General features: G+C 48.1%; 27 protein-coding genes and 1 pseudogene. 3 read left to right on the top strand and 25 right to left on the bottom strand.

The genetic code is table 11. The features are described from left to right. Positions 1-242: 242 nt before the first annotated feature. Positions 243-1,646, top strand: a complete 1,404-nt coding sequence (locus BM200_RS15850; protein WP_091187238.1) for a family 43 glycosylhydrolase — start codon at positions 243-245, stop codon at positions 1,644-1,646. A gap of 188 nt (positions 1,647-1,834) precedes the next feature. Here BM200_RS15850 and BM200_RS15845 read toward each other — a convergent pair whose 3' ends face one another. The 5 genes and pseudogenes from BM200_RS15845 to BM200_RS15830 all read right to left on the bottom strand — a co-directional run bounded on the left by BM200_RS15845 (position 1,835) and on the right by BM200_RS15830 (position 5,628). Beyond that, positions 1,835-2,518, bottom strand: a complete 684-nt coding sequence (locus tag BM200_RS15845) for a protein kinase family protein (protein WP_091187237.1) — start codon at positions 2,516-2,518, stop codon at positions 1,835-1,837. Between the two features lie 116 nt (positions 2,519-2,634). After that, positions 2,635-3,429: a protein kinase family protein gene (locus BM200_RS15840; protein WP_091187234.1), complete on the bottom strand. Its 795-nt coding sequence runs from the start codon at positions 3,427-3,429 to the stop codon at positions 2,635-2,637. Positions 3,430-3,872: 443 nt separating this feature from the next. After that, positions 3,873-5,117 carry a serine hydrolase domain-containing protein gene (locus BM200_RS15835; protein WP_217649570.1) on the bottom strand — a complete coding sequence of 415 codons (1,245 nt, stop codon included), beginning with the start codon at positions 5,115-5,117 and terminating at the stop codon, positions 3,873-3,875. 14 nt (positions 5,118-5,131) lie between these two features. Next, positions 5,132-5,242, bottom strand: a pseudogene (locus BM200_RS30390) (pentapeptide repeat-containing protein); the annotation flags it as partial. A 191-nt stretch (positions 5,243-5,433) separates the two neighbouring features. Continuing rightward, positions 5,434-5,628: a DUF2188 domain-containing protein gene (locus BM200_RS15830; protein ID WP_091187233.1), complete on the bottom strand. Its 195-nt coding sequence runs from the start codon at positions 5,626-5,628 to the stop codon at positions 5,434-5,436. A 150-nt stretch (positions 5,629-5,778) separates the two neighbouring features. Here BM200_RS15830 and BM200_RS15825 point away from each other — a divergent pair, with 150 nt between their 5' ends. Further along, complete coding sequence (locus BM200_RS15825; RefSeq protein WP_091187230.1) at positions 5,779-6,231, top strand: Dps family protein; 453 nt, start codon at positions 5,779-5,781, stop codon at positions 6,229-6,231. A 153-nt stretch (positions 6,232-6,384) separates the two neighbouring features. Here the strand turns inward: BM200_RS15825 and BM200_RS15820 are convergent, their stop codons facing one another. The 3 genes from BM200_RS15820 to BM200_RS15810 form a co-directional block, all read right to left on the bottom strand. After that, on the bottom strand, positions 6,385-6,768 hold the full coding sequence (locus tag BM200_RS15820) for a VOC family protein (RefSeq protein ID WP_091187916.1): 384 nt from the start codon (positions 6,766-6,768) through the stop codon (positions 6,385-6,387). 58 nt (positions 6,769-6,826) lie between these two features. Beyond that, positions 6,827-7,105, bottom strand: coding sequence for an ArsR/SmtB family transcription factor (locus BM200_RS15815; protein ID WP_091187228.1), 279 nt, complete (start codon positions 7,103-7,105; stop codon positions 6,827-6,829). A gap of 103 nt (positions 7,106-7,208) precedes the next feature. Beyond that, positions 7,209-8,168, bottom strand: coding sequence for a helix-turn-helix transcriptional regulator (locus tag BM200_RS15810; RefSeq protein WP_091187226.1), 960 nt, complete (start codon positions 8,166-8,168; stop codon positions 7,209-7,211). A gap of 172 nt (positions 8,169-8,340) precedes the next feature. Here BM200_RS15810 and BM200_RS15805 point away from each other — a divergent pair, with 172 nt between their 5' ends. Next, positions 8,341-9,252, top strand: coding sequence for an SDR family oxidoreductase (locus BM200_RS15805; protein WP_091187223.1), 912 nt, complete (start codon positions 8,341-8,343; stop codon positions 9,250-9,252). 62 nt (positions 9,253-9,314) lie between these two features. Here the strand turns inward: BM200_RS15805 and BM200_RS15800 are convergent, their stop codons facing one another. From BM200_RS15800 to BM200_RS15720, 17 genes are all read right to left on the bottom strand, one after another. Next, positions 9,315-10,658, bottom strand: a complete 1,344-nt coding sequence (locus BM200_RS15800) for an LLM class flavin-dependent oxidoreductase (protein WP_091187222.1) — start codon at positions 10,656-10,658, stop codon at positions 9,315-9,317. Positions 10,659-10,692: 34 nt separating this feature from the next. Beyond that, complete coding sequence (locus BM200_RS15795) at positions 10,693-11,712, bottom strand: ABC transporter substrate-binding protein (protein ID WP_091187219.1); 1,020 nt, start codon at positions 11,710-11,712, stop codon at positions 10,693-10,695. A 27-nt stretch (positions 11,713-11,739) separates the two neighbouring features. After that, positions 11,740-13,086: an LLM class flavin-dependent oxidoreductase gene (locus tag BM200_RS15790; RefSeq protein ID WP_091187218.1), complete on the bottom strand. Its 1,347-nt coding sequence runs from the start codon at positions 13,084-13,086 to the stop codon at positions 11,740-11,742. Positions 13,087-13,146: 60 nt separating this feature from the next. Continuing rightward, the gene (locus BM200_RS15785) at positions 13,147-13,914 is read right to left on the bottom strand and encodes an ABC transporter permease (protein WP_245773041.1); all 768 of its coding nucleotides are present in this window, start codon (positions 13,912-13,914) and stop codon (positions 13,147-13,149) included. A gap of 81 nt (positions 13,915-13,995) precedes the next feature. Next, the gene (locus BM200_RS15780) at positions 13,996-14,805 is read right to left on the bottom strand and encodes an ABC transporter ATP-binding protein (protein WP_091187214.1); all 810 of its coding nucleotides are present in this window, start codon (positions 14,803-14,805) and stop codon (positions 13,996-13,998) included. 213 nt (positions 14,806-15,018) lie between these two features. Further along, entirely contained in the window at positions 15,019-15,432 is a 414-nt protein-coding gene (locus BM200_RS29705; RefSeq protein ID WP_139230789.1) for an ABC transporter substrate-binding protein, read from the bottom strand. Beyond that, a complete protein-coding gene (locus BM200_RS15770; protein ID WP_091187210.1) occupies positions 15,384-16,685 on the bottom strand; it encodes an AraC family transcriptional regulator in 1,302 nt (433 codons plus the stop codon). The genes BM200_RS29705 and BM200_RS15770 overlap by 49 nt, the downstream gene beginning before the upstream one ends. Positions 16,686-16,836: 151 nt before the next feature. After that, on the bottom strand, positions 16,837-17,586 hold the full coding sequence (locus tag BM200_RS15765; RefSeq protein WP_091187207.1) for an IucA/IucC family C-terminal-domain containing protein: 750 nt from the start codon (positions 17,584-17,586) through the stop codon (positions 16,837-16,839). A gap of 3 nt (positions 17,587-17,589) precedes the next feature. After that, positions 17,590-18,594, bottom strand: a complete 1,005-nt coding sequence (locus BM200_RS15760) for an ABC transporter substrate-binding protein (protein ID WP_245773040.1) — start codon at positions 18,592-18,594, stop codon at positions 17,590-17,592. Between the two features lie 185 nt (positions 18,595-18,779). Then, positions 18,780-19,778 carry a type I glyceraldehyde-3-phosphate dehydrogenase gene (locus tag BM200_RS15755; RefSeq protein WP_091187204.1) on the bottom strand — a complete coding sequence of 333 codons (999 nt, stop codon included), beginning with the start codon at positions 19,776-19,778 and terminating at the stop codon, positions 18,780-18,782. Positions 19,779-19,840: 62 nt separating this feature from the next. After that, the gene (locus BM200_RS15750) at positions 19,841-20,404 is read right to left on the bottom strand and encodes an NADPH-dependent FMN reductase (RefSeq protein ID WP_091187201.1); all 564 of its coding nucleotides are present in this window, start codon (positions 20,402-20,404) and stop codon (positions 19,841-19,843) included. A gap of 29 nt (positions 20,405-20,433) precedes the next feature. Then, positions 20,434-21,390 (bottom strand): alpha/beta hydrolase, encoded by a 957-nt coding sequence (locus BM200_RS15745; protein WP_091187199.1) that lies wholly within the window; start codon positions 21,388-21,390, stop codon positions 20,434-20,436. A gap of 275 nt (positions 21,391-21,665) precedes the next feature. Continuing rightward, positions 21,666-22,034, bottom strand: coding sequence for a DoxX family protein (locus BM200_RS15740; RefSeq protein WP_091187197.1), 369 nt, complete (start codon positions 22,032-22,034; stop codon positions 21,666-21,668). Positions 22,035-22,211: 177 nt separating this feature from the next. Next, entirely contained in the window at positions 22,212-22,394 is a 183-nt protein-coding gene (locus BM200_RS15735) for a YjfB family protein (protein WP_425434572.1), read from the bottom strand. 94 nt (positions 22,395-22,488) lie between these two features. After that, on the bottom strand, positions 22,489-23,589 hold the full coding sequence (locus BM200_RS15730; RefSeq protein WP_175532888.1) for a GerAB/ArcD/ProY family transporter: 1,101 nt from the start codon (positions 23,587-23,589) through the stop codon (positions 22,489-22,491). Positions 23,590-23,627: 38 nt separating this feature from the next. After that, positions 23,628-24,719, bottom strand: coding sequence for a Ger(x)C family spore germination protein (locus BM200_RS15725; protein WP_091187190.1), 1,092 nt, complete (start codon positions 24,717-24,719; stop codon positions 23,628-23,630). A gap of 15 nt (positions 24,720-24,734) precedes the next feature. Continuing rightward, a complete protein-coding gene (locus BM200_RS15720) occupies positions 24,735-26,228 on the bottom strand; it encodes a spore germination protein (RefSeq protein WP_091187913.1) in 1,494 nt (497 codons plus the stop codon). Between the last annotated feature and the right edge of the window lie 19 nt (positions 26,229-26,247).

Below are 26,247 nucleotides of genomic sequence, written 5' to 3'. Positions count from 1 at the left end.
ATAATCAGCCTGTTGAGATTACTCAACAGGCTGATTTCTTGTTGTTACGCGAGCGTCTCCTATCATGTATGACAGTAACGAGTGTTACGCCTTGAAGCTTGGCGTGAGGAGCGATTTCCCACGATATTCTCGACGGCTTGACCAAAAAAATGTCCGGACGATCTAAAATCATGTCCTGTTTCTCGCGTAATGGAAATGATTAACTATACCTGAATACAAACTCAGTGCGAAGGGTTGGTGTAATGATGAAATTTCGTGTAAACGCTATCAAAAGTTTGGCATTATTCCTGTTATTGCTTCTTGTCCTTCCGGGAGCAGCAAGCGCAACGCCCTCCAAGCAAAGCGGAAACTTTTACAACGTCATTTTTCAGGATGGCGCAGACCCATGGATCTACAAGCATACCGACGGCTTCTATTACTTTACGAAGACGACGGGCGGTGACGTAACGATCTGGAAGTCCAAGTCGCTTACCGGGGTAGATGCAGGCACCAAGAAAGTCATTTCAACCGGATGCTGCAACGTCTGGGCTCCCGAAATTCATTACATCAACAATGCCTGGTACATCTATTACGCCAAAGATGACGGCAACAACGATAATCATCGCATGTACGTATTGGAGAACACTTCTGCAGATCCAATGACGGGTACATGGGTCAATAAGGGACAAATTACGGATTCCACCAACCGTTGGGCCATCGACGGAACTGTACTGCAGGTAAATAATAATTTGTATTTCATTTGGTCGGGATGGGAAGGAACAACAAATGTCTCGCAGAAGCTGTACATAGCCCATATGAGCAATCCATGGACGATCGACTCAGCGCGGGTCGAAATTGCACATCCAACCTATTCATGGGAGACCAATACCTCCCCTTCCGTTAACGAAGGACCTCAGGTCATCGTCCGCAACGGTGTCGTTAGTCTCGTCTACTCTGCAAGCGGGAGCTGGACTGATGGTTATTGCTTAGGGCTCATTACGGCGAATACGGGCAGCAATCTTCTGCAGGCTTCATCATGGACAAAACGAAACCAGCCGATCTTCCAATCCGGCAACGGCTTATACGGTCCCGGACATCATTCCTTCACGAAATCACCGGACGGTACGGAAGATTGGATCGTTTATCATACGGCCAAATACGCCGGAGGCGGATGGAATAGAGAAATCCGCGCACAGAAGTTCACCTGGAACACGGATAACACTCCAAATCTCGGAGCTCCCGCAGCTCCTAACACGCCTATTGCCATTCCTTCAGGAGACACGGTCCGCAGCCGTTACGAAGGAGAGGCAGGTGTATTCGGAGGCGTCGCTTATGCTTCCTCCAGCCCGAACGGCTCTGGCGGAAGCAAAGCCGGACATATCGATACGGCAAACAGTTATGTAGAGTTTGACGTATATGCGGCAACTGCCGGAGATTATGTGATGTCCGCCCGCACCGGCAATGGGACAACAGGATTGGACTGGTCATTCCTCGTTATGACAGTCAATAACACAAGCACAAGCAACCTGTATATTGCAAATAAAGGCTGGGAGAACTGGGGCGCCTCGGTCGCACGTCTAACGCTAAATGCAGGCTGGAACAAAATTCGCTTCTCCAAAGGCGATGGCTACGGTGAACTCGACTGCTTCGACCTGTTCAAAGCTTAGTCTCTCCAAAGCGGCTCGCGATCAAGGCGAGGTGATTATCGTCCAATCTTCCCTTCTTTCTGATCGGCAAGAGATGCAGGTACTCTATGAACACAAGCAGCCGGCCTTAATAATAAGGCCGGCTGCTGCTTAATTTGCATTTGTAATGAGCTAGTGCAATTGGTCTGGGAGGGTCATCTTGTCCCCCTTCACTTGCTGCGTTTTCCAAAGAAAAGTTGACTCACACGTTTAGAGAAATCTTCTATTCCAAAGCTTGCCGCATCAATCCGGTTATACCAGTTCGTTATGGTTTCCAAAATCCATGCTGGCACCTGCATTTCGCTTATCAGGGGATAAAAATGTTTGTAGGTCCACACCAAGTGTTCCCAACGGCTATCGTTACCTTCCTTGATATATTCCGATACATCAAGGACTTTACCTCTTCCCTCTTGCAAAAGAACATTTTTCAGATGAATATCCCTTGGGTTCAGCCCCTGACTACGGACAAACTCTCGGGCATTTTCAACGTCTTGGATCACTTGCTCTGAAACTCGGACACCTTGTATAAGACAGTCATATAAGGTAACTCCTTGTTCGAAACTTAATACCAGATAGTTAGGTCCCGTTCCATAACAATGGGGGAAATACGATGATCCTTCTAAGCGTTTATATATATCTGCCTCCACTTCCTTTTTCTCTAATGACTGAGTGGAATACACTTTATAGGCGTAATTAGGAGTGTCAGGGTAATAAAAAACCGCGGCATCCGTTCCGATGCCGATGCAACGCAGATTTTCCGAAAAACCAATGACGGAAACAGGCTTATTGTTCTCATGCCCAACAACCTCAATATTCCTCAATGCTTCCTCAACTTGTTTCCAGTCTTCAATCATAAATATCTCTCCTTCTTGCTTTGGCATTAATTACGTCGAAGGGTTATGGGTTCCTGCTCACGATTCGGAGGGGCATTAATATAGAAGCTGGTTTGAGGGTCCCGTTCAATATAACTCTAATCGATATACTCAATAATGGGTTTGAATGCCCGGTACTCCTCGTAAAATTGAATATAATCACCTTTTGACAAAATAGCGGAAACCGCCAAACGGAAAATGATTGCCCGGATAATCATCTCTCTATATCGTTCATCAACCGGAAGAAGGGCAATCTCAGAAACCTCGCTCCCTTGCCATGCGATACAATCACAAACTAAAATGGCCTCCGCATATTCAACCGGGGCAATAGTTGGTGAAAAATCAATGACTAACGGACTTAGACCTTGATCAAAAAGGATATTTCCCGATAAATCGCTATGTACAATCTGTACTTTATATCGCTTTTTTAGGCTTACCCTTCCAAGTAAATCAATTAAACATAGCTTTATCTCTTTAGGCAGTTCTCTTGGCAATTCATCTAATTGCCATGCTATTCGATGCCCCTTGGACCAAGGATTGTCGGCAGGAGGATAATCCATAGTAGCTACCGTAGACAGATCGCGGTGGAGCAGCCTCGATACCTGAAGCTTTTCTTCTACGCGCCCTTTCATGTCCTGGCCCGTTTCATAATGAGTGCAAGCCACTCCTTTACTTACGAAAGTACCGTATTTACTTCTTATAGGTTTGGATACCCTATAACCTTGAGGATTGATTTGGTGCATAACATTTAGTAACCATTCGCAGTGCTTCACATCATCCACAGGTTTTAATACGGCATTGCTGACTCTTACAGAAGTATTCTGCCCACCTTCTAATGCCACAATATCCCCGCTAAGATTAAATGAATGTAGAATTTCTTCGGATAGCCCCATGTGTCACCTTTCTTACATCCTATTATTTAGTTGATCCCTACTATTATTTCAATTAATCTCTTAAATAATCCTGCCCCGTTGGATGCCGCGCATGCCGCTTCTTCCGGTGAAATGATTTATCATAAGCATTGAAGTTATACGCAACAAATGGTTAATGGGTTCGTATTAGTGACCGGGAGGTGAATTAACGAAGAGCCTGAACTATCCGAAGGAGCTCTCCGTTATACCAAAATAGCCTCGATGATATGCATTGTTTTTCTCACACTCATCATTGTACTTATAATCATTTTCTAATCAGGGGGATACCAGCGCCCCCTCTATTCTGTTTTTCTCTTCAATCATTATAGTATGTTGGAGCTGTGTCGCATCTTGGTTCTGCCACAAAAAGGCCGATGACATTCACCGGCCTTTTTGTACGAATTAAGTATCGCGGAGCTTTCGTATCAGTCTTCGATTGCCTGATAGACCGTAGTCCAGAAATCATGGATAAGCCGCGCTGAGTCCGGGGTTGACATTCCGACTTGGGTGAGCAGCATTCCAAAGAGCTGATTGTCCGGGTCGGCATAGGTCGAGGTGCCGCTTCCGCCGTCCCAGCCGAACTGGCCGATGGACGCGTAGTCACCACGGTAGGTGCGTACCGCCATTCCGAATCCCCAGCCGCCGTGCTGCCCTTGACCAAATGACAAATGGACGTTGTCTCTGGCCATAGCGTTTCGGGCGGCTTGCTGCTCCGGCGTGAGACGGTTGGTGGTCATCAGCTCGACGGCGGGCCGAGACAGAATCCGCTCGGTCCCGTGCATCCCGTGATTCAGCAACATCCGGTAGTATGCATGGTAGTCGTCGACAGTGGAGCAAAGTCCGCCTCCGCCGCCCTGGAACGCGGGAGGCTGGCTGTGGCGCCCCCCCTTGGCTTCGTCCCACACGGTGAACTCTCCGGTCTGCGGGTTGGGGGCGTAAAGGGGCGGAAGCCGGTCGATCTTGTTGTCGGGCACGTGGAAACCGGTGTCCTTCATGCCCAGGGGTTCGAAGATGCGTTCGCGCAGGAACGTCTCAAACGACTGGCCAGTGACCCTGTCGACGAGCACGCCGAGTAGATCGTTGCTGATGTGGTACTGCCAGCGCTCTCCGGGCTGGTGCATCAGCGGAAGCGTGCCGAGGCGGCGCATCCACTCTTCCGGCTCGGGCATCGGTACCGGTAGATCTGGCGTGAGCCCCTGCTCGAAGATCGCGCCCATAATCGGAGTGCCCAGCGACGTGATATCCATGCCGAGCCCGAACGTGGAGGTCAACAGATCCCGCACGGTGATCGGCCGACGCGCCGGCACGGTGTCGTCCAGCGGACCGTCGGGCCGTTTCAGCACCCGCCGGTCAGCAAGTTCGGGCAGCCACGGATCTACGGGGTCATCCAGCCGCAGCCTGCACTCATCGAGCAGGATCATCACCGGCGCGACCGCGACCGGCTTGGAAGTAGACGCCATCCGAAAGATCGTGTCCCGGCGCATCGGCGCACCGCCGTCATGGCGCATCGTACCGATCGCTTCGACGTGAGTCTCACCGTGCCGGCTGACCAAGGCGACGAGTCCAGGAATCTTCCCTGACGCGACATGCCTTGCCAGCACGTCGCGCATTCTGCGCAGTCCTGTTTCGGAGAAGCCTTTATTGTTTTGTCCCGTTGTCATCTTTTTCATTTGATTTCCCTCCTTTATCGAACCGTAACTTTGGACAATTCGGCTCCCATGCCTTTGAGCTGTGCATAGGTCAGTTTATCCATTGTTGCGTCGTCAAAGCATATGGTTTTGATCATGCGATAATACGTCAATGTACTTTTATGAATAAAATACTTTGTCTCAAATAATTTGTGCGTACCTAACAAAAAAACCGCGCTCTGCGCGGTTTCTCAAGTTGTATTCACTATTTCTTGTCAGGCAGACCGGCTGATCGGATTGGTCCAATTGACAAGACCCCAGCCCGTTCAGCTTGATTTCCGTGCAGAATGGCAGTCCGTCAATGGCCTTTCTTGCGGATCTGCTCGTGATGACCTTCTCCCCATTCTTTGGCCTTGGCGGTCGCGATTGAGATCGCACGGCCTTCGGAATAGCCGTCCTTCAACAGCTCGTTAGCTATCTCGATAGCCTTGTTGCGGATCGGCGCCATGAAGTTTTTGAGCGAATCCGGATAGTCGTCTTTATTCCAGGGCATGTTCATTCCTCCTATACCTTTTCTACCTTCTTATAGACAGCACGGGTGGATTTGAATCACGGCACGCACCTTGCCGATGCTGTTTCGTTTGGCGCAGATAGGTGTAATGATAGGAATAATTCAATTTAACACGGAAGGGAAGAATGAACGATGACTACTACCAAAACAAAAACCATCCAGCAACACTTGAACCGCCAGGTCGCCAACTGGAGCATTCTCTATACGAAGCTTCACAACTATCACTGGTATGTCAAAGGTTCGCAATTCTTTACGCTGCACATAAAATTCCAGGAGCTCTACGAGGAAGCCGCGCTGCACGTCGATGAAATCGCGGAGCGTCTGCTCGCGGTGAAGGGCCAGCCAATTGCCAGAATGAGCGACTTCCTTGAAGAGTCCACAATCAAGGAAGCAAGCGGCAAGGAAACGGCCGAACAAATGGTAGACCAGCTGATTAAAGACTTTTCGTCTGTTACCGAAGAGTTAAAAGAGGGCATGGAAGCCGCGGAAGAAGCCGGTGACGAAACAACAGCGGATATGCTGCTTGCCATCCATAAGAAGCTCGAAAAACACGTTTGGATGCTAAGCGCATTTAACGGTAAATAAGAGCGCTGTAGCCTCACTCTTGCTTGTTTCTCATACTGAGATGTATACAAGTTCTTGTCCCGAGCAAAAGACAAGAGCTTGTATACACAAAATAAAAAGGCCGCAATTCACGCGACCCAAGTTGTATATGCGACACAACGTTTTGTCATTTGTTTACTTCTGAATCATCTGAATTAAGTTTCCGCATGTATCGTCGAAGACAGCTATTGTGAACTCGCCCATTTTTGTTGGTTTCATTGTAAACTTCACGCCGTTCTCCAATAATCGATTGTACTCTATATGAATATCTGCAACGCCAAACATTGTTGCCGGAATGCCTTCTGCAGATATCCTCTTCTGATATTCTTTGGCGGCAGGATGTTCATTCGGTTCAAGTATAAGCTCGGTACCCTCTTGAGCATCGGGAGAAACAAGCGCTATCCATCTGAATTTCCCCATGGGTACGTCATGCTTTTTCACAAAGCCCAGAGTTTCTGTATAAAATTCCAATGCCTTGTCTTGATCTTGAACAAATAGACTGGTAACAATAATATTCATCATGCTTTTCCTCCTTTTATTTTTTGCAGCGTAATCGATAGAATTTTTTAATTAAAAATTACTCTATCCACCCTTTCAGCAAATTTTTCAGTGGCTCGTTATTGAAAATAACCACTCGAAATTTCCCCTTTTTTTCTGATTTGACGAGTCCTGCATCTTCTAAAACAGATAGATGTTTAGCGATCGCTTGCCGCGAAATGGCGAGATCGTGCTTTGTAATCAGACGTACCGTTAGTTCATACATCGTCTGCTCGTTACGTTCGGATAGTTCGTCTAACATAAGCCGCCGAGTCGAGTCGCCAAGTGCTTTGAATATTGTGTCTCTGTCCCATTTCATATTTCGATTATAAGCAACCCTCTGGTTGCCTGTCAATCATAAGCAACTTAAAAGTTGCATGTTAGCGAAACCGCATTATGCAATCTTTATGCGATTCTGATACCTATTCGTATATGGCTATTACAGCTTTCGCCTGCTGCACGACCTTCTCGATCAAATATTCCGGCTGTACCAGCCTCATTGCTCCTCCAAAACCAAGTACAAATTCCACGGCTTCCTGCTCCGTATTAAAACGGAGGGTCGCGGAAACCATCTCATCTTCGGCTCGTGTTTCCATATCTATCTTTTCTACAAATCTGTCCGTGAAGGTTAGACGGCCAATAATAGAAGCATGCGCAGCAACCTTTACTTCCAAGGATGGAAGGGACTCGGCAAAATTCAGCTTGCTTTGCTTCCAATATGCAGCCAAGTCAAACTGCGCAGGTCTGGTAAATAACTCTGCTGCGGCTTCAGCCTCCAAGATTCTGGACACCTTGAAATTACGATAATCTCCCTCGTCATTCATCGCGACCAGATACCAGGAGCTGCCTTTTGCCACGAGTCCCAATGGACTGACAACCCTTTGTGAGCTGGTGCCATTTGTCTTCTGATAAACGATGTTAAGCTTGGCATCCTCCCACAATGCTTTTTGAATCATGAGCAAAGCCTTATTCTTATCATTAGAAGGTTTCCATGTTCCCGTATCCATATAAATCTTCTCCATGTAGTGCCGCGCTTCGCTCTTGCTTGAACCGGGCAAGGAAGCCAGCAGCTTCTGGCGGATATCCAGTCCGTCTATCTCAACGCCCAAATCCTTCAGCATTTGGTCAGAGGGAAGGATAAATAAAGCCTTCGTGTCTTCCAGCTTCAGACCACTCAAATAACTTCGGTAGTGATCCATCAGCCTCCATCCCCCTGTTTTCCCACGGTCAGCTACAACAGGTACTCCGGCAAGACTCAGCGCATCCATGTCCCGTAATATCGTACGATCCGATACCTCCAGCTTGCTCGCAAGCTCCTTTGTTGTCATAATCTCATGATTCTGAAGCAAAATCATAATACTAAGCAGACGATCTGCCCTCATTTGTATGTTCACCTTCGCTTTATAAAGATTTTTATATATGACAAAAGATGTCGTCATTATAGATTACAATCACGAAAGAATCAATAAAGCAAGAATTGCTTCACAATTCTTTAAGCGAATGCTTACGAAGCAAGAATTGCTTCACAATTCTTTTTAGGAGGCAGGCAACGAGATGAAACCTTTACATGGAAAAATCGCTTTAGTAGCAGGAGCAACACGGGGAGCCGGGCGCGGGATTGCTATTGAATTAGGTGCAGCCGGCGCAACGGTGTATGTCACCGGCCGTACGACAAGGACGCAGCTTTCCGAATACAACCGGCCGGAAACAATTGAAGAGACAGCGGAGCTTGTAACGAAGGCGGGCGGACTAGGTATAGCCGTGCAGGTGGACCACCTGGTTCCTGAACAGGTGCAAGCCTTAGTGAACCGCATTGAGGAGGAACAAGGACGGCTAGATATTCTGGTGAATGATATTTGGGGAGGCGAATACCTCGTTGAATGGAATGTCCCCGTGTGGGAGCATTCGCTGGAGAAGGGATTCCGTTTACTGCGACTCGCCATTGATACCCATCTGATCACGAATCATTATGCCCTCCCCCTCCTCATTAAGAGCAAGAACGGGCTGATCGTGGAGATGACGGACGGAACCGCCGAATACAATCAGGAGCACTACCGATTATCCATATACTACGATATGGCCAAAACCTCTATTATTCGCATGGCTTGGGCGCTGGCTCAAGAGGTTAAGCCTTATGAATGCGCAGCCGTCTCCCTCACGCCTGGCTGGCTTCGTTCCGAGATCATGCTGGAGCATTTCAAGGTGACAGAAGAGAACTGGCAGCATGCGGCGTCCGAAGAGCCTCACTTTCTAATTTCCGAATCCCCCCGCTATGTGGGCCGTGCTGTTGCTGCGCTGGCAGGCGATCCCGATGTTACGCGTTGGAATGGACAATCCCTTTCGAGCGGTCAGCTTGCGCAGGTTTATGGCTTCACGGATGTGGATGGCTCCCGGCCAAATTGCATGCCTTATCTGGTTGAGGTTATGGAAGCTGGTAAACCTGCGGACGTCAGCGGATATAGATAACCTAGGGCCATACCAAATAAATAACGCAGCCCTGTTGGGCTGCGTTATTTATGTACTAAGAACTAATGACCAACCGCTGTTCGATCCTTCTCCCGATTCTTGACCGCAAGAGGCAAGCCTAAATTCCCACGAAGCGTTCGGCTCTCGTATTCGGTGCGGAACAAGCCCCGCCGCTGCAGCTCGGGAATAACGAGCTCGATAATATCTTCGAATCCGCCGGGGAAATACGGCGACATGATATTGAAGCCATCAGCTCCCTCGTTTAGGAACCACTCCTCCAGCTGATCGGCAATCTGCGAAGGCGTTCCGACGATTTCGCGGTGTCCGCGCGCACCGGCAATCCGTTCATATACGGCGCGGATCGTTGTTAAATGCTCGCGTTCAGCAATTTCTCGGATAATATTGTAGCGTATGCGAGGATTCGTCTTATCTTCAATCGTGCCGAATTCAGGCAGCGGCCCATCTACATCGTAGCCGGACAAATCGGTATTGGTGAATGCCGACAGATAAGCTAATCCGACTTCCGGCAGGATGTAGCTGTTCAACTCCTTCTGCTTCGCCAGCGCCTCCTCTTCTGTCCTCGCCACCGTAATGAAGACGCCCGGCATGATTTTAAGCTCATCCTTATCACGACCATAGTTGGCGAGGCGTCCTTTGACGTCCCGATAGAAGGCTTGTGCTTCCTCCAGCGTCTGCCAGGCGGTGAATATGACTTCCGCGGTCTTGGCGGCAAGCTCTTTCCCCGCTTCCGATGACCCTGCCTGCACGATGACCGGATTCCCGTGAGGATTCGAAGGAGAATCCAATGTACCGGTTACTTTAAACCATTTGCCTTCGTGATCAACGGGATGAACTTTATCAACATCAAGGAAACGCCCATTCTCTTTATCTATGACAAGCGCTTCCGGTTCAATGGACTGCCACAACTTTTGTACAAGTTCAACAAATTCCTCCGCGCGTTCATACCGACTCGCATGCTCCAGATGCTTCTCTTTGCCGAACAGGAAGGACTCCTTGTCGTTCGCAGAGGTCACAACATTCCAGGCAGCGCGGCCGTTCGAGAGGTGGTTAATAGAGCCGAATTTGCGTGCGACATGAAAAGGCTCGTTATACGTTGTTGTTAATGTGGCCGCTAACCCGATGTTCTCTGTAACGGCTCCAAGTGCCGAGATTAGAACAACCGGATCCAGCTTAAGGGCAGAACTGGAATGCTCGTTCAGATTAGAACCAAACCCATCTGCGAAAAAAATCATGTCGAACTTCGCGCGTTCTGCCGTCCGGGCGATCTCCGTTAAGTACGCCAGATCAAAGGTACGGTCTGCTCCTGAATGAGGATGCCTCCAGCTTGCCACATGATGTCCAGGCAGCATGATAAATGCTCCAAGCTTCATTTGTTTCAATGTCATCTTCACCACTCCATTTTTTTTATTGGATATACCGTTACTTTTTGGCGTAAGTATTAAATTCGTTTGTGTACAAATCCTCGGCCTTTACTTGCCCTTTCTTCAGATCTCCGTTTGCCACCAGCCAGTCAATCCAGACCTGGTATTCATCCGGCGCAATAACGCCGCCAGCTTGAGCGATCCCCGTGCTTTTCCAATATTTGAGGTTCTCCGTCGGTTCGTTCGGGTCTCGTTTCTTAATAATCTCCTCAAACCGCTTGATGACTTCTTCCCGCGGAGTCGTGCGAGCCCATTCAATAGCTTTTGCCACCCCTTCAACAAATTGCTTAACGGTATCAGGGTTGTTCTTGATGTACTCCTCCCGGAAGAAATAATCACCTGCCGTGAACTCGGATTTATAAACATCAATGTCTTTAAAGAGCTCAACGATCCCGCCCTTATCCAGAGCCCGGTCTCTTGCTATGCCGCTGGATAAAATCACATCGATCTGATTGCTGCGAAGAATTTGCTCCGCGTTTGCGGAAGGGATCGTCACCAGCGTCACTTGCTCGATTTCCTTCTCGGTCAAGCCGCCTTTGCGCAAATAATCCTTGGTGACGAACTCCAAATGCGCGCCTAGCGTATTAACGCCTACTTTTTTGCCTATAAAATCTTTAGGCGATTTGATAGGGCTGCCTTCAAGCACATAAGCCCCGATATACGTGTGCTTATCGCTGCCATACGAGCCGATTACCGATTTGATCTTGACGTTCTGCGAGATGGATTTGATAATTGCCCCGTTAAAAGCAGACCCGAAATCAATTTGTTTGGTCGCCGTTAACTGAATACTTTCCGGCCCTCCGGTGGTACTCCCGATCGATTCCAGCTCCAAATCGCCGAGGTACCCCAAATCCTTCGCCAGCTCCGGGAACGACACGCTTCCAGGTGACGAATTGTACTGCAGCACCTTATCCTCTTCGCCCGACTTTGCTTTGCTGTCCGCGCAGCCAGCCAGAAGCGCACTGGCTAATCCAAGCGTTAATAAGAATGTACTCGTTTGTTTAAATCGTCTCTTCATAAGACTACCCCCCGACCTAATCTCATTTTATTGATGCGTTTGCTGCGGCTGCTTCTTGTACGGATTAACGGGAATGGACAACCCTAGATTTCCGCGCAGTGTATCCCCTTCGTATTCCGTCCGGAATAATCCGCGGCGTTGTAATTCCGGTATGACAAGATCAACAATGTCGTTCAAACCTTCAGGGAACGTAGGCGGCATCACATTAAACCCGTCCGCGCCATCATTTAAGAACCATTCCTCTAACTGATCCGCGATCTGAGCTGGCGTGCCTACAATTTCCCGATGACCGCGCGCACCCGCAATAAATTCGTAAACCTCACGCAGCGTTCCCAAGCCTTCCCGTTCCGCCAAAGCACGAATGATATTCGTACGAGTCTGCGGGTTCGTCTTGTCCTCGATCTCTCCGCTTGCAGGAAGCGGCGCGTCCACGTCGTAACCGCTCAAATCCACGCCAATAAAGTTAGATAAGTACTCGAGACCAACCTCCGGCAAAATGTAGCTGTTTAACTCTTTGCGTTTCGCGATCGCTTCTGCTTCGGTATTCGCAACGGTGATGAATACGCCGGGCATAATTTTCAGATCGTCCGGCTTGCGCCCGTATTTCGCCAAACGCCCTTTTACATCCCGATAGAAGACTTGTGCTTCCTCCAGCGTCTGCCATGCCGTGAAAATCACCTCCGCCGTCTTCGCTGCAAGCTCTTTCCCCGCTTCCGAAGATCCCGCCTGCACGATGACGGGGTGTCCTTGCGGTGATGACGGGGCATCCAGCAAGCCTTGTACCTTGAACCATTCCCCCTGATGATCCACGGGATGAACGTTATCGACGTTCAGAAATTGGCCCTTCTCCTTATCGATAACAAGCGCCTCTTGTTCAATGGAGAACCACAGCTTCTTCGTTAGCTCGACGAATTCTTCTGCCCGCTCGTAGCGGCGAGCATGCTCGAGATGCTTCTCCTTGCCAAACAGCGACGCCTCCTTCTCATTCCCGGAAGTCACCACATTCCACCCGGCACGCCCTCCCGACAGATGATCAATCGCCGCGAACTTGCGCGCTACCTGGAACGGCTCATTATAAGTGGTCGTCAGCGTCGCGGTTAGACCGATATTACGGGTGACTGCCGCAAGTGCCGCGATAATAATAAGCGGATCAAGCTTAACCGTTGAGGTCGCGAAATTCCCGAGACGTTTGAGACCAAGGATATCGGCGAAAAAAATCATATCGAATTTGCCCCGCTCCGCCGTTTGTGCCAGCTCCTTCAAATACTCCAGATCCAGGGTTCGGCGGGGATCCGTTGAAGGATAACGCCAGCTGGCTACATGATGTCCCGGCAGATTAAAAAACGCTCCAAGCTTCATTTGTTTATTTGCCATACTTCCCGCTCCTATTCATACTAATCCTATATTTTTAATCAACATTTGACATAAAAAAATTTACCCGTTCACCTGCTGCTTCCATCGGGACAACTTGCGCTCAATCATGCTTAATCCTTGATTAATTAAGAGGCCAAGCAAAGCAATCGTGAGGATGCCCGCAAACATCTCGGGAATCTCGAAGTTATATTGCGAATAGGTGATGAGGTAACCTAGACCTTCCTTGGCACCAACCATCTCCGCAGCGATCAACACTAGTATCGCTCCCGTTCCCGCCATGCGGATGCCGGTAAAGATAGTCGGTACGGACGCAGGCAGAATAACCTTGATAAACAGCTTGAAGGAGGAGATGTTCATCGATCGGGCCGATTTGATCAGCAAAGGATCAACGTTGCCTACAGCGGCGATTGTATTCAGAAGAATCGGCCAGGTGCATGCGAACAGGACAATTGCGATCTTGGATGTTTCGCCGATTCCGAGTATGAGCATAAACACCGGGAGCAAGGCTAATGCCGCTGTGTTTCGGAACAATTCCATCACCGGATTCAGTAGCTCTCTGGCAAGAGGGTACCAGCCAATAGTCAAGCCTAACGGGATTGCGACGAGCAGTGCCAAAGCAAAGCCGCTTAACGAACGAACCATGCTGGCTGCAAAGTGATGAAACAGTTCGCCGGATAGGATCAAATTCCACAGTGCCTGAATGACATCAGAGAAAGGCGGTAAAAAGGCCGGATCTGCAACTCCCGTAAGCGGGGCAAACTGCCATACCACGGCTAATAAGACAAGCACGATAGACTGTTTGAACAGCTTTCGTATGTTCAGTGACAAGTTAATTCTAATCCTTCTGCTCGGCAAGGGTCTTGGAACAGCTTTTACATTCTCCAATCAAATGCACTCCTCTCTTATCAATCAGATATAAGCACCTTGATACTCCAGCTCGTGGAGCAAGCTCCACACTTCATGCCGTGCCTTCACAAATTCCGGGTGCGAGCGTATATCCGCATCATCCAGCCGGTGCTTCAAAGGAATATCAACAATCTTCTTCACCGTGCCTGGCCCCGGAGTCAGAACAACAACGCGTTCCCCCAGGTATACCGCTTCATCGATCCCATGCGTAATGAAAATAATCGTCTTCTTCGTTTTCTGCCAGATTCGAAGCAGCTCGCTTTGCAAGGTTTCCCGCGTTTGCGCATCCAGTGCCGCGAAGGGTTCATCCATTAACAGAACGTCCGGGTTGAACGCAAGACTTCTTGCAATCGCTACGCGCTGCTTCATCCCTCCGGACAGCTCATGCGGATACCGGTTGGCAAAAGCACTAAGTCCGACTAACGCCAGAAAATGCTCGGCTAATTCCTTGCGCTCGTGCTTGGGAACTCCCTTCGCCTCCAATCCAAACTCGATATTGCCGCGTGCCGTCTTCCATGGGAATAAAGCATATTGCTGGAAAACAATCCCCCGATCGAGTCCGGGGCCTGTAATCTCCTTGCCGTCCATGTAGATACGCCCGCTTGTTGGACTTGATAAACCGCTGATCAAATCAAGGAGAGTGGATTTCCCGCATCCGCTTGGCCCTACCAGCGTAATGAACTCGCCTTCCTTGACGGTGAAGCTCAAATCTTTCACCGCAGTGAATTGCTGCGTCGCGCCCTTTTGTTTTGGATCGCGTACGATAAAGCTCTTTGCTACTTTCTCGAATCTGATTTTTTCACTTGCCGGCATATCTCTCACCCTTTCTCTTTAGGCCAGGCAGAAAACAAAAAAAGCGCAGCTAACCACAACAAGTGTTGGTCCTCTGCGCTTCCAGTTACCCGGTCAGCGAATCCTATTTTTGATCGGTCAATCCAATAAATACCAAGTAAAACCATGAGATTAATATAGCATAATACTTCGTGTTGTCAATATAGGACGTTTAGTCCAATTTTGGTGTGCAGACTATGCTCCAAGCAAGGATAGAGCTACCTCATCCACAATACGGTTAATTCCCGTCGGACCGTAAGACCCAATCCAGGTCGAAGCATCCACCGTGTATACACAATGCTCCTTCACAGCGCTAAGCGAATTCCACTCCACGCTCTGCTGCATATCGGTGACCCGCTCCTTGAACATTTCATTGCTCAGCAGAAAATAATGACTGGCATTCACTTCAGGCAGATCCTCCAGTGAAATATGGTACGCGGTATCCGAGACAGAGTCCCCTGTTATATAAAACGGCGCGGGCAAACCCAAATCCGCATATAAAACGGCGCCCGTGCGATGAATTGCCGTATGAAGGCGAATAGACGTGTCACGAGGACGAATCAACGCGACATGCTGGCCCCGCAGCTTCTTAGCAAGCAGGCTAGACAATTTTGCGGTCTTCTCACGGTACTCCAGCAATATTTGGCAGCCCTCTGCCTTTTGCCAGTGATGACGCCAAAAATGACCAGGATCTTGCGCCAATCCTCATTTCGATGAAACATCAGAGTCGGAGCCAATTGGCTTAGCTTTGAGTAAAGCTGTTCATGCAAATCCGTACATATGATAAGATCGGGCGCAAGCGCGGCTACAGCCTCCATATTAACCTGTTCACATGTCCCAAGCACCGTAAATTGTCCCAGCCTATTTTGCAAAAAATCAGGGAAGCAGCAGATGTCACCGCCTCCTATCCCCACGCTTCCGGCAGGAAATTCATTTAGCGTGAACAGCTGGTCCGCGTACTGTACATCAAGTACCGCAATACGCTTTGGCGGCTGCTGCAAGCGAAGCTCGCCTTTTGCATGCTTTATGACTTCAGCATCAGATTGGGAAGCACGACGGAAATCAAGCGGTGCGGTCCCGTAATAATTTTTAAAGGCCCTGCTAAAATAATACATATCCCGATACCCGATGCTTTGCGCAATTTCCTGAATTGTCGCCCCGGTATGCTGGAGCAGCTGTGCCGCATGATTCATTCTGACCTTGATCACATACTCCATCGGTCCAAGCTCCAGCTGCTGATTAAACCATCTTTGCAGCTGTCTGGAGCTGCAATGCACAAGCTCGGCCAACAAATCCAGTCTTATTGGCTTATGATAATGAGCATCAATATAAGTCGTCACGATGCCGACAGCCTCTGAAGGAGTCTGATAGCCGATCGTCAGCTGCTGCTTCAGCAGATCATAAAGCAAGCCCTGCAGAAGCGCATTGGCATGAAAGCCTTCCATTCCTTGCCTCATGCTCCATTTGGACGCGATTTGTTCCATCACCTGATGCAAGGATAACCGCTTGGCAGGGCTGAACCCAAATGGAATCTGCAAAAGCGAAATCTCGGAGTCGTGCTCTCTTTCGCCGGAAGGAATGAGCTCGGCCTTATAATAGATGGCGATATATTCGATCGGCTCCGCAACCGACACGAGATCGATAGCTGCCTCCTTGCCTGCGTGGCAGACAAAAAAGGGATTAATCGTATGTGAGATCCCGTCTACAAGCAGTTTACCGTGTCCGCTGCATGCAAAAAACAGCATATTCGCCGGTATGTCATACCGGCGAATATCGCTGCCTGGAAGCAAGTTTTCTCGCTGAACATCAAGTACTTTGACCGCCATATCATTCCATAGCGATAATTGTTCCTGTAGTGGCATCTAACACCTCTCCAAACCTATGTCATCATGGAGCTGCACGCTTGTTATGTATCATTTTCCCTGTTCTGCTATTTTAATTGAAAATGATTCTCACAGTCAATTGTAAGACTCCATAAAGATTGAAAGGTTCTTATGACAGAGGTCCGGCAGGTTACAGCTTAGGGCACTTTAGGCAGTATTCAGGCGCCATTTGATAATAGAGACAGCAGGTCAATCGCTTGCTTCGTCCCGTAAGACGATCGTCTTCTCTTGTCTCTGTAAAGGAGGCTATCGGATTTTTCCTCATGCCGTACAGCTCGCCGGAAGCTTCATTGGCAAGAAAGAAAAAATCATCCCGTACTCGCTGATTCCATTCTTCGTCCTGGTTCTCATCGTGAGCATATACAGGAGCGATGCGAACCATTACATTTTCCCACAGGATTGCCATCGATACCGAACCCGCTTCTGCTATATGCTTCATGAGCGGGGTCAGGCGATCTGCGAACAATTGTCTGATCACTTCAGCCCGCCACGTCTCTCTAGGATGATCGTCAGGCGCGGTGATGCTAATATCGGAAAGAGTCATAAAAGGAAAAGTCGTTCCGGCGGAGGAATCGTCGAGATGAAACAATCGACAGTTCTCAAGCTTCATTCCAATCCCTTGATTATGATAGGACATGGCACTAAGCACCGGAGCAACGAGCAGTCTGCCCATTCTTTTTACAAGCATGGAGGCAGCAACACTGGAATTAGGAGCGCCTATATGCCTCATCAGCCAATTTATGTACGCTCTGCAGGACTCCCCTTCCAGCAGCTCGCTTAAGGCCAGCGATTTGAGACTTTGCTGAGGGACCTCGCCAACCGCCAGGTTGTAATCGTTGGCAAGCTCTTTCCAGGCGTCGGATGCCAGAAATGGATCCATCCCCTATTCTTTCCCTAGCAAGGCTTCCGCAGCTTGCTCGATAATCATGCTGTTCGCAATTGGTCCATAATAGGCAATCCATGATGTGGTGTCCACTTTATACGCATGATTGTTTTTCACCGGCTCGAGTGATTTCCATATATTCGTGCTTTCCAGCTCCTTAACCGAATCCGCAAACATGGCATCCGATAATAAGAAGTAATGGTCAGCGCCAATCTCGCTAACTGCTTCCAGCGAAATCTCATAGGAAGTATCGTCAGCCGCCGCAACGAATGCCGGAACGTTCAAGCCCAAATCCTTATAAAGAATAGCTCCTGTACGATGATCCGGAGCGTGAACGCGTATTCCTTCTGTTCTTGGACGAATAAGCGCAACGGTCTCATCGCCGAGCTTTGCAGCAAGCTGCTCTTTAAGTTTGGAAGCTTTTTCTTCATAGGCTTGCTCTACAGCCTTCGCTTGTGCCTGCTTGCCCACTATTTTACCCATGGTTTCCAAAGTCACGCGCCAATCCTCATCGAAGTCCAGCACAACGGTTGGCGCTATTTTACTGATATTGCCGTAAGCTGCCTCTTGAAAATCCGTCATCAGAATCAAATCCGGCTGCAAGGCCAGCACCGCTTCCAGATTAGGCTCATCCCGTGTGCCCAGCAGCTTCACGTCTCCCAGCTTATCCCTCAAATATTCCGGGAAATCCGTATCCGAACCAGCTGCTTTTACACTTCCCGCGGGCTTCTCCTCAAGCGCAATCAGCTGGTCGGCGAATTTCGCATCCAGAACGGCAATAACCTCAGGCTTTTTCTCCAGTGTATATTCACCTTTCAGATGCTTTATGGTCACTGGATAGGGATTGCCGCTTTCAGGCTCCGAAGTATCTTGAGCTTCCGCCTGCGGAGATGATGAAGGCGTGCTGCTTGGCGCGTTTGCGTTATTTCCTCCCGAGCTGCATGCCGTCAGCATGAAACAAATGAACAACGTTGCATAATAAACGGATTGATGAAGTCTTTTCAACGTAATATCTCCTCTTCCTTATCTCTGATAATGATTTTCATTATTGATTCTACTTGTTTTTCACTCCTTTCCAATGAAAGATCACGACAGACTGCTTATCATATCGCGACAATTATACGATCGATCCAGAAACAAACAAAAACCCGCCTTCTCCTTAGAGAAAGCGGGGCACGGTATTTGTGTGATTAACTCCGGCTTAAAAATGCGGCTACTTCAGCAAGGCGTGATGCATAACCCCACTCATTATCATACCAAGCGGCTACAGATAAGAGTCCGCCTTGCACGTGAGTCAGCGGCAGGTCAATAATCGAAGAATGGGAATCGCCTACGATACGCGAGGATGCCCACTCCCCTTCCAGCACATCGAGAACTCCATTAAGAGGTCCTGCCTGTGCAGCTTGCCGGAACATATCATTAATTTCTTGAGCCGTGCACGGTTTCTCGGTTACCAGATTCAGCTCCGCGATACTTCCGGTACGTGTTGGAATCCGGTAAGCTTTCCCCGTAATTTGCAGATCCGGCCAAATAAACTTAAGCGCCTTTGCCGCGCCTGAAGAAGAAGGAATAATATTTTCCGCGGCTGCCCATGAGTCTCTGCGGTCTCTCATCGGCTGATCGGTCAGCGATTGCGTATTTGTGTATGAATGCACCGTGGAGAACAGCCCATACTGAATACCATAATTTTCACGGACCAACTTCACGACAGGGGCCAGCGCATTGGTCGTGCAGCTCGCCATGCTGATGATTTTATGCTTTTCCGGATCAAAGCTGTCCAGATTGATTCCTTTCAGCAGAACGGCGTCACAGTCCTCAAGCGATTTGCTTGGTCCGCTGACAAGCACGCGTTTCGCGCCACGATCCAGATGAAGCTGCGCAACCTGTCTTGTCACAGCCCGTCCCGTGCAGTCGATGACAAGCCCGACGCCCAGCTCGCTCCAGTTCGGAATTTCCTGCGAAGAGTTTAGGTAGAGGATAGAACGGTCGCCAATTTTGATTGTCCCCTCTGAACCTGTTACAGACTCCGGCCAACGTTTATAATTCGTATCTACCTCGAACAGGGCGGCAAGCGATGCTTCGTCTTTAATATCCGAGATGGACACCGGCACGAACAGCTTATCCTGCAAGGCTACTCGAAGAAGCTGTCTTCCGATACGTCCGAATCCAAATATAGCAATATTGTTCATGATATACTCCTACCCGCGCATATTTACGCTTTCATATTTTACCCGGTAGGAAAGCCGGGATCTTACGAATTCAAACGATCGGCCTGATCGATCCATTGGACAAACGACTGCACATAACGCTGCAAATACTTTCTGGTCGTTTCATCGGTAAGCTTACGGCTTTCCTGATCCACCTTATGGATGATTTCTGAAATGTACATTTTCTGATGAGGCAGCACATACGACTGTGTTGCCTCGAGAGTCTGTCTGACCTGCTGCTGCGACAAAATAGTCCCCTTCACACCGGGTGTAGCTCCAACGACAGCGACAGGCTTTTTGATCAACACAGCGGTTTTGGTCGGGGTCGAAGCCCAGTCGAGCGCATTCTTGAGTACACCTGGGGTGCCTGAGTTGTATTCAGGGGTAAGGATGATGATACCGTCTGACCGCCTGATCGCTTCCCGGAACAGCTTCACCGCATCCGGCCCGTCCCCATGATCCAGATCCGCGTTGTATAAGGGAAGCTCGGCTATTGCAATGTGTTCATATTCTGCGTTCTCCACTAACTCCGGGATTGTATCGGCTATCATGCCATTGTAGGAAAGCTCCCTTAAGCTTCCGACAATGAGACCTATCTTCTTCGTCAAGTTCAATCCCTCCTGTCGGGTAAAAGATGCTATTCCTTCAGCCAAGCGTTGGCGAGCATAATTGCGCCGCGTGCAGCAGAAGTATCCGCCAGGGCGTTCAGCATGACGAAATCATGAATGATTCCCTGGAAACGCGCTTGCGTAACCCGTACACCAGCCTCACGAAGTTTATTCGCATAGGCTTCGCCTTCATCACGAAGGACATCGGCTTCTGCCGTTATGATCAGGGCAGGCGGCAAGCCCGCAAGCTGTTCCGTCGTTGCGCGCAGCGGAGATGCGTATATTTCTTCGCGCTCGCTTGGGCTTGTCGTATATTGATCCCAGAACCAAGCCATTGCATCGCGGCGGAGGAAATATCCGGTCGCAAATTCTTTGTAGGATTCGGTATCATTCCCTGCATCGGTAACCGGATAGAACAGCAGCTGCTTGTGAATCTCGGGGCCTTTACGTTCTTTGGCCAGCAGCGTAATTGCCGCCGTCATATTACCGCCAACACTGTCTCCGGCAACATACAGCCGGCTCGTATCCAAGCCATGCTCTTCGCCTTTCTCCGCAATCCATTGTAGGGTTGCATAGATCTCTTCTATTGCCGTCGGGTATTTCGCTTCCGGCGACAAACTGTAGTTCGGGAAGACAACAGCCGCTTCCGCGCCTATCGCCAGCTCTCGGATGAGACGATCGTGGGTATGGGCGTTGCCGAATACCCAGCCGGCTCCGTGAATATATAGTATGGCCGGCAGCTTCTTCGTCGTATTCGGAGCGCGAAGAATACGAACGGAAACCTTCCCGCCTGGTCCACCGTCAATGTTCAGATCGGTAATATCAACAGGCAGCTTCGGAACATCTCCGGCTTGAACGTTATCTACCGTTTCGCGTCCCTTTTCTGGACCAAGATCAAATAAATACGGCGGGTTTGCCGTATCCTGCGCAAATTTCAATGCTTCGGGTTCCAGCACAAGCTTCTTGCCTACGGTTTTCTCTGTCATGTCTTCTCTCTCCTCACATGATTTGATTTCATCCACTACAGACCTATCACTACTTAATCACCGTTATGCTGCAAAATGAATCTTGTGTTAATTCCTTCAATACTATTAGATTAGGTTAATTTTCACTTCAAATATAGTGATTATTTTACCATTTTTATGCAAGGAGAAGACCTAAAAATTGCATATATTCACCCCTTATAAATGCTTTTTTCATTAATATTTAGTAAAAATAAAAAACCGTTGCACTGAGAGGATCAGCGTAACGGTTTTTGTCATTATCCAAACAGATTGGACAGTTCATTTGCATACAAGCATACTACTGCAATGGCTATCGCAAGATTCAAGATGGCCGGAAATACTTTTCCAAACGGATGTTTCACTCTGACGTGCGAGACGATCGCAACCAGCATCATAACTCCGATGAATACAGCGGTCCATGCAGCAATCTCCGCGTTCCAATAACCGATAATGAGTCCTGCGCAAGCCGCTATTTGAACGATGCCTGTAACGACGCGGAACCATTGAGGAAATCTAATTTCGTTAAACAAATCGACCTGATGCTTTGCTCCCGCAAGCTTGCTCCCGCCAAAGAATGCCATGGAGAAAAGCAACCAGCTTTGAAGAATAATGGCTAGAATATGCATGTTTAAACCGCTCCCTATTCGCTTGATTTATCAGACACCATTTGGTGTCCTTTTATGTCTTTATAATATAACACCTTTTGGTGTCCTGTAAAGCGTTTTTTTTTAATAAATGCAAATTAAAAAAACCGCCTCTCGCGTCTTATAGGCGCAAAGGCGGTCTAGCTTCTTATCACATTCTTACGCTCGCAAATCGATATGGCCGCCCAGGTGGGGCTGCACGCTTTGCATCATCATTTGCACCAGCTGCTGCGACTGCTGCGTCGTATGATCCTTAGCCATTTTGAGCACGCTGATTCCTACGTCGTTCATAAGCTTGCTGTGCGACATGGAAACGGAAAGGGCCGGAATATCCATCATCATCCTCCTGTCTCTATAGAATTTAGAGTTCTCCTGTAGTATCGGTTTATTAGCGGTCATTCGTTAGCCATATAGCTACCATGTCGCCTTCAGCAGGTCAAATGGGCTTTATCAATTTTTTCCGAATCATCACGCATAGAAAGACAAACGGTATATAGGCATAAAGAAAGTATACGCCGATATTTGAATAGATTTCAGACACCCGTTCAACCGTTCTGTGGTCGATAATGAAATGGCATAAAGCCGTAATGGCGGTGAGAAAAACAATCAAACTTAATCGCGGCCTTAGGTGAAAAGCGACTTTCATTCCACGGCATGCCGCCCATATAAAGATGGAAATGCCGGCTATTATTTTAATAAACCATAATGAAATGGCCATATATTCAAGTCTTTGAAGCAGCGGGACTTCAAAGATGCCAATCATATTTAGAGTCGGCCAAATGGTATGCCGCAGCTGTTCTTCGGTGAAAAACATAAAGGCCAGGATCAAAATCATCAAATACAGTAAGGTAACCAATAACATGATAAAATGCGCCCATTTTTGCGACTTTTCGGGTGTCCTAACAAACGGATACAGGAATAGCAGCGTCTCAACCCCCAGATACTCAAATGCCATATCTTTTGAGGAGAGAAGAATATCCGAGGCCGAATGATTCAACAGAGGCAGCAGGTTCATCGGATGCAAAAAAGGAAAGGTAAGAGATATCTGCGGAATGATGGAAACTAATGAGATGATCGTCGCCCAAACCGAGATTCCCGTCACAGATCGGATTCCGCCAGAGACCGCATAGTAGACAAGCAGAGCAATAACAATACTGACGGGTAGAAAGTTCATACTGGGAAATAACCACACTTGAATCATTTCCATATAAACCTTGAATTTAACAAATGCCCCAAAAACAAAATACAGAACAATCGCAAGGTTGATCAGGTTGCCCAAAAGCTTTCCGAACAGCTTATGATTAATGGTCACGATATCATTCGAGTCTTCGATTGATGATAATATCTTATAAAGCATCCATATGAGGAGATGCATGATAATCCCCGTTAACATAACGGAGATCCATGCATTATAACCGGCGTGCTCAATTACTCTTCTTTGGTAAGTCATTATTCCAACTCCCACCATGCTCACATAGAGAGGAAAAACAATTAAGTGGGGTGATATTGTATATTTGTCGCTGATTTCATTACTCAAACTTGTGTCACCTTCCCCAAAGAGCATAGCATGCTGCCTTAACCACCTGCGCCAGTTCGGATAATACGGGCATTTACATGAACGGTCGTTGCTAATGCGTTATAATGCTCCTCGAACTCCTGCGAGTTCCATTCCTTCGATTTGCTTCTAAACAGATCCCCTAGGCCCAGCGGATCCACGTTGTTTCTTTTGCATAAGGAGATAAACTTCTGTATTTCACTTTCGCAATAGACCTCTATGCTTTTTTCAAGCAAGGCGATCTGATCCTCCGAAGTAAGATCAATCCATTGCGGGACATCCTTGACTTGAGCGTTAAGTTTCACATGAATGGCAACGGAGGCTGGATATCCAGTACGTATCACCTTATAGTTAGGTTTGGAGTGAATGCTGTTCATCAGGAAATACTCCGCGCGGGTTTGATCCGCACTTGTCATAGGAACCATAATGCTCCCATTTTTAGAATCTTCCAGCAGCATTTTCAGCAAGAAGGAATCCCTTATGCCAATTTTGGTTTTGAACTTATCGCCTTTAAACAGAGCTATGCCATCAAGCTTGATTTCGTCTCGTTCAACCGTAAAATGAGGCAGAAAGAAATCCCTTCCGGTGCCGTAATAATTAAAGAAGGTTAAGTGAAGATTCATCATCGGCAAATTACCATACTTCATATTCTGTTCGATCATATCGGACAAAAAATACGGATCACGTCTATTCTCGCCAATATTGAGCAGCTCCAGCGCAGCTCTATCCGCAACGCCAAGATGCACTCTCGAGGATATTTTGGGGTCACGGATCAAACTCTCGATTGCCGTTGTTATCCCATTTCGTGCGAAGCTGTCTCCGAATAATGCCATTCTCAGCTGCCCATATTCAATCGGGAAATCAAGCTTCATGTTAAGCTTGGGCATGCTGTCGTATACGGACTTGGACTCCGTCACGTAAAATTCCAGCTTTGACTTCCCCTGTTCCTCGTAATTGGCTATAACCGCGCTGCTGGTAACCCCGTTCTGAGCGGCATCGTAACCTATGGTTTGGACAAATTTGATACTGTTCACAATGTTTGTATCTCCGCACGCAGTAAGCAGCATGCTTAGAACAATAATCAGGAAGGTTCTGCTTCTCAACTCCATCATTCCCGCCTTCCTAAGTCATTCTCTATCCAGATCGTTCTTTCTCTTTACCTTCCCGGGCTTGTACTTGACTGAAGAATCAGGTCTTAAATAGCTCGGCCGCTTGTTAGTAAACTGATACGACGGACGTATAAAGCTGTCTTTGAGATCCCGTACTCTTAATGGATGAATGGGGACGAGATACGGCATACCTAATGAGGTCAGACGCGTGAGGTGGACAAGAAGAAAACCAATCCCTATAAACAGTCCCAGGGCTCCCCAAATCGACGAGGCGAATATCATCGGAAAGCGCAAAAATCGAATCGCGTTAGACATCTTATAGATTGGCGTAGCAAACGAAGCCAGCGCCGAGAAGGCCACGATAATAACCAGAATATTACTTGTCAAACCGGCCAGAACTGTAGCCTGACCAATCACGATACCGCCTACGATACCTAAGGTCTGACCGATCTTCGTTGGAAGCCTGGCTCCAGCCTCCCGGAGAAACTCAATCGTAATCTCCAGAAAAAGCACTTCAAGGAGCGGCGGAAAAGGGACATTTCTTCTGGAGAATATTAACGGCTCGAGCAAATCCCTCGGAATGACTTCATAGTGAAACGTAGTGATGGCGATATACATGGAGGTTGCAAATAAGGAAAAAATAACGCCGAAAATACGAATCATTCTGAAAAAGGAGCCTAAAATCCAGGGCAAATAGTAATCTTCAGGCGACAGGAAGAAATCAAACAAGGTGGAAGGACCCGTGATGAAATAAGGTGATCCATCACTAACAACCGCAACTTGTCCGGTAATGAGCGCATATACAACCCGGTCTCGGCGTTCCGTAGACAAAAATAAAGGAAACGGTGTCAGGGAGTTGTCCGAGATGAACTGATCTAATTGGGAAGTATCGAAAATAACGTCATAGTCGATTTGCTCCAGCCTTTGCTCTACCGTTTTAACGTTTCGCTTATTGGTCACTCCATCAATATAAATAATGGCCACTCTTGTTTTGGAGGTCGTGCCAACCAGGATTTCTTTGACAACCAAGGTTGGAATGTTGATTTGCGCTCGTAACAAGCCGATGTTTGTGTCAATACTCTCTACGAAACCTACCTTGGGTCCAACAACGCTAAATTCATTTTCGGTATCATTGTTTTTTCTAAGTCCTTCTATACTAGCCAATTCGATCAAAGCATACTTGCAAAACTCTTTATCGAGTGTCGCAACTGCGCAGCCTTTCAACAGCTTGGCTTGAATACTCTCAACCTGACCCGTCATTTCTATATCCTCAATCGGAATCCAAGTTTTTAAGTCCTCAAGCTGCCTGAAATCTAAATCCAGCGCACGCTCCTGCAAGGGAAGAATGACATGGGACTGAAGCAGCTTCTCATCAATCAAGGTTTTGAAATAAGAGATGCTCAGCTGTTTGTCGCCAATACTGAGCTGGATCGTTTTAAAATCGCTGGACTGCTTCAATTGCTTTAGGAATTGGGTCATATCCCTGGGTTCTGTTTTCTGATTGTCAGCCATGTCATTCCCTCGAATCGCA

The organism is Paenibacillus catalpae (genome assembly GCF_900112695.1).
Lineage (GTDB): Bacteria > Bacillota > Bacilli > Paenibacillales > Paenibacillaceae > Pristimantibacillus > Pristimantibacillus catalpae.
Note: the sequence above shows the minus strand (reverse complement) of the source record. Positions and strands in the feature narration are given on the sequence as shown.